The sequence below is a fragment of the Enterobacter sp. KB-221C9 genome (assembly GCF_041320715.1).
GTDB lineage: Bacteria > Pseudomonadota > Gammaproteobacteria > Enterobacterales > Enterobacteriaceae > Enterobacter > Enterobacter asburiae_D.
In genome coordinates, this window is sequence record NZ_JBGIWG010000005.1 from 78182 (window position 1) to 90389 (window position 12208).

The following is a 12208-nucleotide window of genomic DNA, read 5'->3' on the forward strand; positions in this document are numbered from 1 at the left end:
TCTCCTCAGGACAACAGATGTGAAGGCCATCTCCTGGTTATGCATCATCCTGATTGCCTTCTGCTTCAGTGATAATTTGATAGAGCTCTTCATCACTTTGGGCCGAGCGCAGTCGACGGCAAATGGTTTTATCGGCCAGACGTTTTGCGACCAGCGACAGCGTATGCAGATGGGTTTTCGTCTGGTCGGCAGGCACCAGCAGCGCGAAGAGGAGATCGACGGGCTGGTTATCAATGGCATCGAAGGCGATGGGTGTTTCAAGCTGCACAAACACACCAACGGCACGCAGGGTATCCTCTTCCAGTTTCCCGTGCGGGATCGCGATGCCGTTGCCGATACCGGTACTGCCCATTTTTTCACGGGTCAGAATCGCTTCGAACACCACCTGCGGCGGCAGGCCCAGCTGTTTTGCAGCCAGCTCACTGATGATCTCCAGCGCACGTTTTTTGCTCTGGCAGTGAACCGCACTGCGGGTACATTCCTGGTTAAGGACATTGCTCAGTTGAAGAGCGGAATCGTTGTTCATCATAATTTCACCTAAGCGCTAACTGTACAAATGGCCTGTTGTGTTTCACAACAGGCCGTCCTGCACCCGTTAACTGCCCGGACAATTAGTGTTGTTTCAGTTTATCTTTATGTTTATTGAGCTGTCGTGCAAGCTTATCAATCAAGCCGTCGATAGCAGCGTACATGTCTTGCCCTTCCGCACTGGCATGCAGTTCACCCCCGTTAACATGCAGGGTGGCATCCGAGATATGAGTCACTTTCTCCACTTTCAACACAATATAGACCTGATTGATCCTTTCGAAATACTGCTCGAGTTTTGCAAACTTCGCGTTCACAAAGTCGCGTAAAGCTTCAGTAATTTCGACGTTTTGTCCAGTGATGTTGAGCTGCATAGTGTCTTCCTTATCGGTTGTGTCAGACCAGCTGTTTACGCTGGTTGGACGGCGGAATGGATAAAGACTCTCGATACTTCGCAACAGTACGACGTGCCACCATAATACCCTGATCGGACAGCATGGTGGTTAACTTACTGTCGCTTAGTGGCTTCGCGGGGTTCTCCGCGGCGATCAACTTCTTCACCAGGGCACGAATGGCCGTTGACGACGCTTCGCCGCCGCCCTCGGTATTCACATGGCTGGAGAAGAAATACTTAAGCTCAAAAATACCGCGTGGACTGTGCAGATACTTCTGCGTGGTGACACGGGAAATGGTTGATTCATGCATTTCGACGGCCTGGGCGATATCCGCCAGTACCATCGGTTTCATATACTCTTCGCCCTGCTCAAAGAACGCCTGCTGCTGTTCGACAATACAGCGGCTGACGCGTAGCAGCGTATCATTTCGGCTCTCCAGACTTTTGATCAACCATCGCGCTTCCTGAAGATTGCTACGAATATATTGATTGTCGGAGTCGTTACGCGCGCTGGTGCACATGGAGGCATACTGCTGGTTGATTTGCAGGCGAGGGATGCTGTCTGAATTCAGTTCAACGACCCAGCGGTCATTGTGTTTTCTGACCAGCACGTCCGGGATCACGTACTCGGGCTCGCCGGTCTGGATCGACTGTCCCGGGCGCGGATCGAGCGACTGGATCAGATTCACCGCTTCTTTCAGCACCTCTTCCTTCAGGCGCGTGACGCGCATCAGGGAGCGGAAATCGTGGTTAGCCAACAGATCCAGATGATCGCTGATGATTAAGCGCGCCTCGTCGATCCATGGCGTCTCTTTGCTGAACTGAGAAAGCTGGATCAGCAGGCAGTCGCGCAGATCTTTTGCGGCCACGCCTACCGGATCGAAACGCTGAATGCGCTTCAGAACGGCTTCGATCTCCTCAAGCTCAATCTCTTCATCGCCCATGCTTTCCAGAATATCGTCCAGCGTGACGGTCAAATAGCCGGTGTCGTCAACGGCATCGACAATTGAGGTGGCAATCGCGCGGTCGGTATCGGAGAAAGGGGTGAGTTCCACCTGCCACATCAGATAATCCTGCAGCGACTGGGTGGTTTCTCCCTGATAGACCGGTAGCTCATCGTCCTGGTAGTCTGCACGCGTACCGGAAGGCGTTCCGGCGGTGTAGATTTCATCCCAGCTGGCATCCAGCGGAAGCTCGTCGGGCATCTCTTTTTGTTCGAGTGCATCCGCGGTGTCGAGCGCTTCTGTATCCTGAGATTGCTGGGTATCTACCTCGTCATGAAGATCGGTTTGTTCCAGCAGGGGGTTGCTGTCCAGCGCCTGCTGGAGCTCCTGCTGAAGTTCTAACGTGGACAGTTGCAACAGGCGAATTGCCTGCTGTAGCTGCGGCGTCATCGCCAGTTGTTGGCTGAGCCTTAATTGCAAACCTTGCTTCATGTTCAGAGCATTTTTCTCCGGTTCGGCGTTACGTTACCTCTACCCTATCAGAGTCTGAAGTCTTCCCCAAGATAGACGCGCTTAACATGATCGTCTTCGAGGATCTGCTGCGGCGTACCGTGGGCGATCAAATTGCCCTGGCTCACAATATACGCGCGTTCACACACGGCCAGCGTTTCACGGACGTTGTGGTCGGTGATTAATACGCCAAGCCCGCTGTCACGCAGGTGTTCAATGATACGTTTGATGTCGATTACCGAAATCGGGTCAACGCCCGCAAACGGTTCATCCAGAAGGATAAATTTCGGGTTTGCGGCCAGCGCACGCGCAATCTCAACACGACGGCGTTCACCCCCGGAGAGGGCCTGACCGAGGCTGTCACGCAGATGCTCAATATGGAACTCTTCCATCAGCTCGTTGGCACGATCCTGACGCTGTTCGCTGGTCAGGTCGTTACGAATTTGCAGGACCGCCATCAGGTTATCGTAAACGCTAAGACGACGGAAAATGGAGGCTTCCTGCGGCAGGTAGCCGATCCCGCGACGCGCGCGCGCGTGCAGCGGCAGAAGGCTGATGTCTTCATCGTCAATGATAATGTTGCCGGCATCGCGCGGCACAATGCCAACGACCATGTAGAAGGTGGTGGTTTTACCCGCACCGTTAGGGCCAAGCAGCCCTACAATTTCGCCGGAGTTGACGGTCAGACTGACATCTTCTACGACACGGCGGCCCTTATAGGCCTTCGCGAGATTTTTTGCAGTTAATGTTGCCATAACGAATTAGTTACTCTTCTTCTGTGCCGGGGCCTGGCCTTTGCCTTTGTCCTGCAGCTGCGACGGAACCAGTACGGTCGTGACGCGTTTGCCTTTCTCGCTGGAGGCCTGCATTTTTTGCTCTTTCACCAGATAGGTGATTCGGTCGCCAGTAATATTGCTGTCCAGCTGTTCCAGATACGCGTTTCCGGTCAGGATGACCAGATCCTTCGCCAGCTCGTAGTGCATATGCGAGGCGTGACCTTTCACAGGCTTGCCGTTGTCCTGCATCTGGTAGAAGGTTGCCGGGTTACCGTAACCATCAATGATCTCTTTGCCCTGCTCGCCACCCGGACGGGTCACGACCACTTTGTCGGCGTTGATTTTGATGGTGCCCTGAGTCATGACGACGTTACCCGTAAAGGTGACGACGTTGCCCTGCATATCGAGAGACTGGGTATCGGACTCGATATGGATCGGTTGGTCGGTATCGCCCGTTACAGCAAGCGCGGGGAGACTGGTCGCCAGCATCGCGCTGGCGATAATTACTTTAAGGCTGAGTTTGTTTGTTTTGAATTTCATAGGAGGTTCTAACCTTTTCAATCAGCTCGGCGTTCTTGCTGCGTAAGTTCCCGCGCATTCTCAAACCGCTGGAATTAAATGTTGTGCCATACAGTGTGACCAGATCCTGCGAGGTCACGTCCTGGGTTACCAGGTTAATCTGGGCATTATCCGTCGTAATTTTTCGCAGTTGTGAGTCAGCGGTCAGGGCGTTGACTTCAACGTGGCCATACAGATAAAGCATACGGTCATTTGTCAGTTTTGCCCGATCTGACTTAATTGACCACGTCGGCACCTTGTCCTTATCAAACGTGGTCATGACAGGCTGGGTAAACCACGAAATACCGTCATCTGAAAAATATTCAACGTGCTGGGCAATCAGACGATAGTTCAGCGCGCCTTCCGGGCTGTAGACCACGGTGTCGCTGTGATCGCTTTTATAGGTTGGATCGTTATTGTTGACCACTTCCGTTTGCGTATCGTCGCGATCGGCAAGGTTCACGCCAATCAATACTAGTGCGACAAGCGAAAGCAAAATGATAATCCAACGTCTGGTTTTACTCATATCGATTGCCCTTTGGCCTCATCAAGCTTGCCCTGCGCCAGCAAAAGCAGATCGCAGACTTCACGTACTGCACCACGGCCCCCGTTGATGTGGGTAACGTAGTCAGCGCGCGGGATCAGCAGCGGATGCGCATCGGCAACAGCGATACTCAGACCGACTTCAGCCATCACGGGCCAGTCAATCAGATCGTCCCCGACGTAGGCCACGTTTTCCGGTGCGATAGCCAGTTTACCCAGTAAATCCTTAAACGCCGCCATCTTATCGGACTGACCCTGATACAGATGGGTAATTCCTAAGGTTTCACAGCGGTCTTCTACCAGTTTAGCTTTTCGCCCGGTGATGATAGCCACCTCAATACCAGAAGTGAGCGCACAGCGGATACCATAGCCGTCGCGAACGTTAAACGCTTTCAGCTCTTCACCATTATTGCCCATGTAAATCAGGCCATCGGAGAGTACACCATCCACATCCAGGATGAGCAGACGAATGTTTTCCGCCTTTGCCATAATCTGGGTACTGACCGGACCATAACAGGTTGCAAGGGATGCACCCGCATTACTCATTGTCTTATCCTTCATTACACTACGCCTGCGCGCAGCAGATCATGCATATGTACCACACCCAGCAACTGGTCGCCATCGGCAACCATAACGGAGGTGATATGACGGGACTGCATCAGGTTCAGCACATCCACTGCCAGCGTACCCGGACGAACGCGGATACCGCCCGGCGTCATCACGTCGGCAATGCCGAGCGTGCGGACATCGACACCCATATCGAACACGCGACGCAGGTCGCCATCGGTGAAGATCCCCTGAATTTTCATCAGATCGTCGCACACGACCGTCATACCCAGATTCTTACGGGTGATTTCCAGCAGCGCATCACGCAGGGAGGCTTCTTTACTGACGTGAGGGATCTCATCCCCGGTGTGCATAATATCGTTTACCCGAAGCAGCAGCTTGCGCCCCAGCGCACCGCCCGGATGGGAAAGCGCGAAATCTTCCGGCGTAAAACCGCGGGCTTCGAGCAGCGCGACGGCGAGCGCATCGCCCATGACCAACGCTGCGGTAGTGCTGGACGTCGGCGCCAGGCCGAGCGGACAGGCCTCCTTGGGCACTTTCACGCACAGGTGAATATCGGCCGCACGCGCCATGCTGCTTTCCGGACGGCTGGTCATGCAAATAAGCGGCACCTGCAGTCGCTTCAGTACCGGGATCAGCGCCAGAATTTCATTGGACTCACCGGAGTTGGACAGCGCGATGACGATATCCTGCGGCGTGACCATACCCAGGTCGCCGTGCGCGGCTTCCCCTGGGTGTACAAAGAAGGAAGAGGTTCCGGTGCTGGCAAATGTTGCCGCCATTTTGCGTCCAATGTGGCCGGACTTACCCATCCCCATCACCACGACTTTGCCGGCACAGTAGAACATCTTCTCACATGCCAGACTAAAATCCTGATTAATGTACCGATCTAACTGCGCCAGACCTTCACGTTCAATCTCCAGAACCTCTTTGCCTGCTTTCTGAAAGTCAAAACCCGGCTGCAATTCTATTTGCGACATAATGCGTTTCCGATTACCCAGAGAGAAGAGGCGAGAGCCAGTACAGCATCGCCATCCATACGATAAATCCACCCGTCAGCAGCGCGCCTGCGCCTTTGCCGATCTGTCGTTGCCGCCGCCAGCAGAGCAGGGCAAATATCACGCTGACCAATAACATCACGCCGTAGTCGCGTGAGAATGCCAGGGGATTAAAGGGCCCTGGCGTAATCAGGGCCGGCAGGCCCATCACAATGGCGATATTAAAAATGTTAGAACCGATGATATTACCAATGGCAATGTCATCCTCACCTTTACGCGCCCCCGCAATGGCCGTGGCCAGCTCCGGCAGGCTGGTACCGATGGCAATCACCGTCAGGCCAATGGTCAGTTCACTGATGGCGAAATAGTTCGCCAGCACCGTCGCGTTATCCACGACCATGCGCGTTGCCATCGGCATGATGATCAGCGCAACGCCAAGCCAGAGCAGGGCAACAGGCAGCGTGCCTTCTCGTGGAAGTTCGGCAACCTGCTCACGCGTAAGGCTATCCTGGCCCTGCTTCTCAGCCAGACGGGCGATTTTAACACTATACAGCAGCCAAATGACGGCCAGCGCCAGCAAGAAAATGCCGTCGCTATAGCTCAATACACCATCGTAAAATACGCAGCCTGCCAGCAGGCTTACGATTAACATTAGCGGCAATTCACGGCGCAGAACATCAGAATGCACGCGAAATGGATGGAGCAGGGCGGCCAGGCCTAAAATCAAGAGTATATTGACGATGTTAGAGCCAATCGCGGTGCCGACTGCCAGGTCTAACTGACCATGCAGCGATGCCGAGACAGAGACGATGATCTCAGGAAGTGACGTTCCAACACTGACCACGGTCATCCCGATGACGACAGGCGGTACGCCCGTCAGGCGACACAGAATAGATGCAGCAAACACTAAACGGTCAGCACTGTAGACCACCAATAGTAAACCAATTATTAACAGTGCTGTTGCTAAAAGCATCAAAAGTCCTTTCTTCAGGTATACTCGTCGGTCCATCGCGCGGGAATGGCTGGACTGCATACAGTCTGAGGCGTAACGAATTCCTAATTTTGACTTTATGCGCCGGAAAAGTAAAACAAATGCCAGCTTTCGCTAACCTCAACGGCTATTATTCTGTAAAAATGCGGAGTTGAGGGCTGATTCAGGCGTCATGCCTTAACGTGAGCAGGGTAATAAAGGAACCATAAATGAGCCAAACGATGGCGAATTTAGTCGATGTTCGCGGTGTGAGTTTTTCTCGCGCCAACCGATTGATATTTGATGATATTTCGTTGACCGTACCGCGTGGCAAGATCACTGCCATCATGGGGCCGTCCGGGATCGGTAAAACGACCCTGCTGCGCCTTATTGGTGGGCAGATCCCACCCGATCGCGGTGAAATCCTCTTTGATGGTGAAAACATCCCGGAGATGTCACGCTCGCGCCTGTATACTGTTCGCAAACGCATGAGCATGCTCTTTCAGTCGGGAGCCTTGTTCACCGACATGAATGTCTTTGATAACGTGGCCTATCCGCTGCGCGAGCATACCAGCCTGCCGCCGGAACTGCTGAAAAGCACGGTGATGATGAAGCTCGAAGCCGTCGGTTTGCGGGGCGCCGCGAAGCTGATGCCTTCGGAACTTTCCGGAGGGATGGCGCGCCGTGCCGCGCTGGCGCGAGCCATTGCATTAGAACCTGATTTAATCATGTTCGACGAACCGTTTGTTGGACAGGATCCCATCACGATGGGCGTGCTGGTGAAGCTCATCTCTGAACTGAACAGCGCGCTTGGTGTCACCTGCATTGTGGTATCTCACGATGTACCGGAAGTATTGAGCATTGCCGATTACGCCTATATCGTGGCGGACAAAAAGATCGTCGCACACGGTAGCGCCCAGGCGCTGCAGGAAAATTGCGATCCGCGCGTGCGGCAGTTCCTCGACGGTATTGCCGATGGCCCTGTGCCGTTCCGCTACCCGGCGGGCGACTATCGTGACGATTTACTGGGAATAGGGAGTTAAGCCACTCATGCTGTTAAATGCGTTGGCCGCTCTCGGACACCGTGGCATAAAAACCATCAGGACGTTCGGGCGTGCCGGATTGATGTTATTCAACGCGCTGGTCGGCAAGCCGGAATTCCGTAAGCACGCACCGCTGCTGGTGCGGCAGCTTTATAATGTCGCCGTGCTGTCGATGCTCATCATCATTGTTTCCGGTCTGTTTATCGGTATGGTGCTTGGGCTACAGGGCTATCTTGTTCTGACAACCTACAGTGCGGAAACCAGCCTCGGGATGCTGGTGGCGCTCTCGCTGCTGCGTGAACTGGGGCCGGTTGTGGCGGCGCTGTTGTTCGCCGGGCGTGCGGGGTCGGCATTAACGGCTGAAATTGGCCTGATGCGTGCGACCGAGCAGCTCTCCAGCATGGAGATGATGGCGGTCGATCCGCTGCGTCGCGTGATCTCACCGCGTTTCTGGGCGGGGGTGATCTCTTTACCGCTGCTGACGATTCTGTTTGTCGCCGTGGGGATCTGGGGCGGTTCGCTGGTTGGCGTGCACTGGAAAGGCATTGATGCCGGTTTCTTCTGGTCCGCGATGCAGGACGCCATTGACCTGCGAATGGATCTGGTTAACTGCCTGATTAAAAGCGTGGTATTTGCCATTACGGTCACCTGGATTGCATTGTTCAATGGTTACGATGCCATCCCGACGTCGGCGGGCATTAGCCGTGCAACTACACGTACAGTCGTACATTCGTCGCTGGCCGTACTGGGTCTGGATTTTGTGCTCACCGCACTGATGTTTGGGAATTGAGTTCATGCAAACGAGAAAAAATGAAATTTGGGTCGGTGTATTCCTGGTGCTGGCGCTGCTGGCCGCGCTGTTTATCTGCCTGAGAGCGGCGGATATTACGTCTGTGCGCACCGAACCGACGTATCGCATCTATGCCACTTTCGATAACATCGGCGGGCTGAAGGCGCGCTCACCGGTTCGTATCGGCGGCGTGGTGATCGGACGCGTATCTGACATTACGCTTGATGAGAAAACCTATCTGCCACGCGTCGCGATGGATATCGAAGAGCGTTACAACCATATCCCGGACACCAGTTCTCTTTCTATCCGTACTTCCGGCCTGCTGGGCGAACAATATCTGGCGCTTAACGTTGGCTTTGAAGACCCCGAGCTGGGAACGACTATCCTTAAAGACGGTAGCGTCATTCAGGATACGAAATCCGCGATGGTGCTGGAGGATATGATTGGTCAATTCCTTTACAGCAGTAAAGGGGATGAGAAAAAATCCGACGCTGCCCCAGCGCAGAGCGAAGATCATACCGACGTCGCACCGACGCCTGGCGCGACGAATTAATATCAGGAGAAGTCATTCATGTTTAAACGACTGTTAATGGTTGCCATGCTGGTCATCGCCCCTCTTACCGCCGCTCACGCTGCGGATCAGAGTAACCCGTACAAACTGATGGACGAAGCGGCGAAGAAGACCTTCGACCGTCTTAAAAACGAACAGCCTAAAATTCGTGCTAATCCTGATTATCTGCGCGACGTCGTTGACCAGGAGCTGCTGCCGTACGTGCAGATTAAGTACGCGGGTGCGCTGGTGCTGGGACGTTATTACAAAGACGCGACCCCTGCGCAGCGTGATGCTTACTTTGCCGCGTTCCGTGAATACCTGAAACAGGCTTACGGCCAGGCGCTGGCGATGTACCACGGTCAGACCTATCAGATTGCGCCTGAGCAGCCGCTGGGCGATGCGACTATCGTCCCTATCCGTGTGACGATCAACGATCCTAACGGTCGTCCGCCGGTTCGTCTGGATTTCCAGTGGCGTAAAAACAGCCAGACCGGTCACTGGCAGGCGTATGACATGATTGCCGAAGGGGTAAGCATGATCACCACCAAACAAAACGAATGGAGCGACCTGCTGCGCACCAAGGGCATCGATGGCCTGACCGCGCAGCTGCAGTCTATCTCTCGTCAGAAAATTAGCCTGGATGAGAAGAAGTAATGTCACAGCAACTCAGCTGGTCGCGTGAAGGCGAGACATTAAAGCTGTCCGGTGAGCTGGATCAGGATCTGCTGAACCCACTGTGGGACAAACGCCATGAAGCGATGCAGGGCGTGACGCTCATCGACTTAACCGACGTCACGCGGGTGGATACGGCGGGGGTTGCGCTGCTTGCCCATCTGGTTGCGGTAGGGAAAAAGCAGGGGGCTAGCGTTACGCTTCACGGCGCGAGCGATAATGTCGTGACCCTTGCGCAGCTCTACAACCTCCCTCAGGACGTACTGCCTCGTTAATATTTTCAGTGCGTTACTTCCGAAAGCCCTGACAGTTTCATCGTCGGGGCTTTTTGCTTGTTTAAGACAACGCCACTTTGCTCTAAGATGTTGGGCTTGTTTTCACTATCAGATGATTAAGAGCCCATGGAAAATCATGAAATCCAGACAGTGCTGATGAATGCACTCTCCCTTCAGGAAGCCCACGTCTCTGGCGATGGCAGTCACTTCCAGGTTATTGCTGTGGGTGAGATGTTCGACGGTATGAGCCGTGTGAAGAAACAGCAGGCTGTGTACGCGCCGCTGATGGAATATATTGCGGATAACCGCATCCACGCCCTGTCGATTAAAGCGTTCACCCCGCAAGAGTGGGCACGCGATCGCAAACTAAACGGTTTTTGAGCTGAGGGCGACAGGCCCGCAGCACGGTTGAATTTATAAGAGAGCACACAATGGATAAATTTCGTGTACAGGGGCCAACGCGTCTCCAGGGCGAAGTCACAATTTCTGGCGCGAAAAACGCCGCGCTGCCAATCCTCTTTGCTGCGCTGCTCGCGGAAGAGCCGGTAGAAATTCAGAACGTACCGAAGCTGAAAGATATCGATACCACCATGAAGTTGCTCACCCAGTTGGGCACGAAAGTCGAGCGTAACGGTTCCGTCTGGATCGACGCCAGCAAGGTGAATAACTTCTCAGCCCCATACGATCTGGTGAAAACCATGCGCGCATCCATCTGGGCGCTTGGTCCGCTGGTGGCGCGTTTTGGTCAGGGTCAGGTCTCTCTGCCGGGCGGCTGCGCCATCGGTGCGCGTCCGGTTGACCTGCACATCTTTGGTCTGGAAAAACTGGGCGCAGAGATCAAGCTGGAAGAAGGTTACGTTAAAGCGTCCGTTAATGGCCGTCTGAAAGGCGCGCACATTGTCATGGACAAAGTGAGCGTGGGCGCAACGGTCACCATTATGTCTGCGGCGACGCTGGCAGAAGGGACCACTATCATCGAAAACGCCGCGCGCGAACCGGAAATTGTGGATACCGCCAACTTCCTCGTGGCGCTGGGCGCGAAGATCTCCGGTCAGGGTACTGACCGTATCACCATTGAAGGCGTTGAGCGTCTGGGCGGTGGTGTTTATCGCGTACTGCCGGACCGTATCGAAACCGGTACCTTCCTGGTCGCTGCGGCGATCTCTGGCGGTAAGATTGTTTGTCGCAACGCGCAGCCTGATACCCTGGATGCGGTGCTCGCGAAACTGCGCGATGCGGGTGCGGATATCGAAATCGGTGAAGACTGGATCAGCCTTGATATGCACGGCCAGCGTCCAAAAGCGGTCAATGTGCGTACGGCACCGCATCCGGCGTTCCCAACGGATATGCAGGCGCAGTTCACCTTGCTGAACCTGGTCGCAGAAGGGACTGGCTTCATCACTGAAACTATTTTCGAGAACCGCTTTATGCACGTACCGGAGCTGATCCGTATGGGTGCGCATGCTGAGATCGAAAGTAATACCGTGATTTGCCATGGCGTTGAGAAACTGTCAGGTGCTCAGGTGATGGCAACCGATCTGCGTGCGTCTGCAAGCCTGGTGCTGGCGGGTTGTATCGCGGAAGGCACAACGATCGTGGATCGTATTTATCACATCGATCGTGGCTATGAGCGTATCGAGGATAAACTGCGCGCGCTGGGTGCCAATATCGAGCGTGTGAAGGGCGAGTAATCGTTCCGGCAGCCCCCTGCCAGCAATGACCGGGGGGTTGCTGTTCCCGCCAAAAAAACGTTATTCCTTCGGTTCTTTCTTTGCCTTTCTCTGGCGAATCATGCGCGTTCTGTCGATAAACTCATGGGTAATGGGATCGTGATAGCGCGAAGGCCAAATCACCCACGGATGCGTATCCAGCGCCGTCGCGATAATTAATTCTCCCTTGGGCCAGGGGCGGGTGAGGGCGTTTGCCAGTGTTGAAGAGCTCAGACCATGGCGACGGGACTCTGCTGCCAGAGAAGTGCCTCTTTTGCGCAGCGCGGCAATAATATCAGCCGTGTGCCAGTCGATAAATTTCGTATCCATAACGCTGTCCTTAAGTTCGGATTCACCTACGCCGTTTCCTCTGAAACGACG

General features: G+C 54.3%; 17 protein-coding genes. 7 read left to right on the forward strand and 10 right to left on the reverse strand.

The window, feature by feature from the left end:
- Positions 1–37: 37 nt before the first annotated feature.
- The 9 genes from ptsN to AB8846_RS08645 form a co-directional block, all read right to left on the reverse strand.
- Positions 38–529, reverse strand: coding sequence for a PTS IIA-like nitrogen regulatory protein PtsN (gene ptsN, locus AB8846_RS08605; RefSeq protein ID WP_008501443.1), 492 nt, complete (start codon positions 527–529; stop codon positions 38–40).
- An 82-nt stretch (positions 530–611) separates the two neighbouring features.
- The gene (hpf, locus tag AB8846_RS08610; RefSeq protein ID WP_008501444.1) at positions 612–899 is read right to left on the reverse strand and encodes a ribosome hibernation promoting factor; all 288 of its coding nucleotides are present in this window, start codon (positions 897–899) and stop codon (positions 612–614) included.
- Positions 900–921: 22 nt separating this feature from the next.
- Entirely contained in the window at positions 922–2355 is a 1434-nt protein-coding gene (gene rpoN, locus AB8846_RS08615) for an RNA polymerase factor sigma-54 (protein WP_370732511.1), read from the reverse strand.
- 47 nt (positions 2356–2402) lie between these two features.
- The gene (lptB, locus tag AB8846_RS08620) at positions 2403–3128 is read right to left on the reverse strand and encodes an LPS export ABC transporter ATP-binding protein (RefSeq protein WP_023309359.1); all 726 of its coding nucleotides are present in this window, start codon (positions 3126–3128) and stop codon (positions 2403–2405) included.
- Positions 3129–3134: 6 nt separating this feature from the next.
- Positions 3135–3689 (reverse strand): lipopolysaccharide ABC transporter substrate-binding protein LptA, encoded by a 555-nt coding sequence (gene lptA / locus AB8846_RS08625; RefSeq protein WP_023333608.1) that lies wholly within the window; start codon positions 3687–3689, stop codon positions 3135–3137.
- The gene (lptC, locus tag AB8846_RS08630; protein WP_023309357.1) at positions 3658–4233 is read right to left on the reverse strand and encodes an LPS export ABC transporter periplasmic protein LptC; all 576 of its coding nucleotides are present in this window, start codon (positions 4231–4233) and stop codon (positions 3658–3660) included. The genes lptA and lptC overlap by 32 nt, the downstream gene beginning before the upstream one ends.
- Complete coding sequence (gene kdsC, locus AB8846_RS08635; protein WP_370732513.1) at positions 4230–4796, reverse strand: 3-deoxy-manno-octulosonate-8-phosphatase KdsC; 567 nt, start codon at positions 4794–4796, stop codon at positions 4230–4232. The genes lptC and kdsC overlap by 4 nt, the downstream gene beginning before the upstream one ends.
- A gap of 14 nt (positions 4797–4810) precedes the next feature.
- Positions 4811–5797, reverse strand: coding sequence for an arabinose-5-phosphate isomerase KdsD (gene kdsD / locus AB8846_RS08640; protein ID WP_032659705.1), 987 nt, complete (start codon positions 5795–5797; stop codon positions 4811–4813).
- Between the two features lie 13 nt (positions 5798–5810).
- A complete protein-coding gene (locus tag AB8846_RS08645; protein WP_023309354.1) occupies positions 5811–6788 on the reverse strand; it encodes a calcium/sodium antiporter in 978 nt (325 codons plus the stop codon).
- A 227-nt stretch (positions 6789–7015) separates the two neighbouring features.
- Here AB8846_RS08645 and mlaF point away from each other — a divergent pair, with 227 nt between their 5' ends.
- The 7 genes from mlaF (at position 7016) to murA (ending at position 11809) form a co-directional block, all read left to right on the forward strand.
- A complete protein-coding gene (mlaF, locus tag AB8846_RS08650; protein WP_023309353.1) occupies positions 7016–7828 on the forward strand; it encodes a phospholipid ABC transporter ATP-binding protein MlaF in 813 nt (270 codons plus the stop codon).
- A gap of 7 nt (positions 7829–7835) precedes the next feature.
- The gene (gene mlaE, locus AB8846_RS08655) at positions 7836–8618 is read left to right on the forward strand and encodes a lipid asymmetry maintenance ABC transporter permease subunit MlaE (protein WP_023333605.1); all 783 of its coding nucleotides are present in this window, start codon (positions 7836–7838) and stop codon (positions 8616–8618) included.
- 4 nt (positions 8619–8622) lie between these two features.
- A complete protein-coding gene (mlaD, locus tag AB8846_RS08660) occupies positions 8623–9171 on the forward strand; it encodes an outer membrane lipid asymmetry maintenance protein MlaD (protein ID WP_370732514.1) in 549 nt (182 codons plus the stop codon).
- Between the two features lie 18 nt (positions 9172–9189).
- Positions 9190–9825, forward strand: coding sequence for a phospholipid-binding protein MlaC (gene mlaC, locus AB8846_RS08665; protein WP_063143581.1), 636 nt, complete (start codon positions 9190–9192; stop codon positions 9823–9825).
- Positions 9825–10118: a lipid asymmetry maintenance protein MlaB gene (gene mlaB, locus AB8846_RS08670; protein WP_032639716.1), complete on the forward strand. Its 294-nt coding sequence runs from the start codon at positions 9825–9827 to the stop codon at positions 10116–10118. The genes mlaC and mlaB overlap by 1 nt, the downstream gene beginning before the upstream one ends.
- 126 nt (positions 10119–10244) lie before the next feature.
- Positions 10245–10499, forward strand: coding sequence for a BolA family iron metabolism protein IbaG (gene ibaG, locus AB8846_RS08675; RefSeq protein WP_023333602.1), 255 nt, complete (start codon positions 10245–10247; stop codon positions 10497–10499).
- Between the two features lie 50 nt (positions 10500–10549).
- A complete protein-coding gene (murA, locus tag AB8846_RS08680) occupies positions 10550–11809 on the forward strand; it encodes a UDP-N-acetylglucosamine 1-carboxyvinyltransferase (protein WP_023309349.1) in 1260 nt (419 codons plus the stop codon).
- Positions 11810–11869: 60 nt separating this feature from the next.
- On the opposite strand, the gene sfsB is transcribed toward murA, so the two are convergent.
- A complete protein-coding gene (gene sfsB / locus AB8846_RS08685; RefSeq protein WP_023333600.1) occupies positions 11870–12157 on the reverse strand; it encodes a DNA-binding transcriptional regulator SfsB in 288 nt (95 codons plus the stop codon).
- Positions 12158–12208 lie beyond the last annotated feature (51 nt).

What these genes read in the sequence shown, in the direction of transcription:
- murA (WP_023309349.1), top strand. Translation starts at nt 10,550, where the DNA reads ATGGATAAATTTCGTGTACAGGGGCCAACGCGTCTCCAGGGCGAAGTC.
- kdsC (WP_370732513.1), bottom strand. Translation starts at nt 4,796, where the DNA reads ATGAGTAATGCGGGTGCATCCCTTGCAACCTGTTATGGTCCGGTCAGT.
- lptB (WP_023309359.1), bottom strand. Translation starts at nt 3,128, where the DNA reads ATGGCAACATTAACTGCAAAAAATCTCGCGAAGGCCTATAAGGGCCGC.
- lptA (WP_023333608.1), bottom strand. Translation starts at nt 3,689, where the DNA reads ATGAAATTCAAAACAAACAAACTCAGCCTTAAAGTAATTATCGCCAGC.
- mlaC (WP_063143581.1), top strand. Translation starts at nt 9,190, where the DNA reads ATGTTTAAACGACTGTTAATGGTTGCCATGCTGGTCATCGCCCCTCTT.
- lptC (WP_023309357.1), bottom strand. Translation starts at nt 4,233, where the DNA reads ATGAGTAAAACCAGACGTTGGATTATCATTTTGCTTTCGCTTGTCGCA.
- ptsN (WP_008501443.1), bottom strand. Translation starts at nt 529, where the DNA reads ATGATGAACAACGATTCCGCTCTTCAACTGAGCAATGTCCTTAACCAG.
- AB8846_RS08645 (WP_023309354.1), bottom strand. Translation starts at nt 6,788, where the DNA reads ATGCTTTTAGCAACAGCACTGTTAATAATTGGTTTACTATTGGTGGTC.
- hpf (WP_008501444.1), bottom strand. Translation starts at nt 899, where the DNA reads ATGCAGCTCAACATCACTGGACAAAACGTCGAAATTACTGAAGCTTTA.
- mlaF (WP_023309353.1), top strand. Translation starts at nt 7,016, where the DNA reads ATGAGCCAAACGATGGCGAATTTAGTCGATGTTCGCGGTGTGAGTTTT.
- rpoN (WP_370732511.1), bottom strand. Translation starts at nt 2,355, where the DNA reads ATGAAGCAAGGTTTGCAATTAAGGCTCAGCCAACAACTGGCGATGACG.
- sfsB (WP_023333600.1), bottom strand. Translation starts at nt 12,157, where the DNA reads ATGGATACGAAATTTATCGACTGGCACACGGCTGATATTATTGCCGCG.
- kdsD (WP_032659705.1), bottom strand. Translation starts at nt 5,797, where the DNA reads ATGTCGCAAATAGAATTGCAGCCGGGTTTTGACTTTCAGAAAGCAGGC.
- mlaD (WP_370732514.1), top strand. Translation starts at nt 8,623, where the DNA reads ATGCAAACGAGAAAAAATGAAATTTGGGTCGGTGTATTCCTGGTGCTG.
- mlaB (WP_032639716.1), top strand. Translation starts at nt 9,825, where the DNA reads ATGTCACAGCAACTCAGCTGGTCGCGTGAAGGCGAGACATTAAAGCTG.
- mlaE (WP_023333605.1), top strand. Translation starts at nt 7,836, where the DNA reads ATGCTGTTAAATGCGTTGGCCGCTCTCGGACACCGTGGCATAAAAACC.
- ibaG (WP_023333602.1), top strand. Translation starts at nt 10,245, where the DNA reads ATGGAAAATCATGAAATCCAGACAGTGCTGATGAATGCACTCTCCCTT.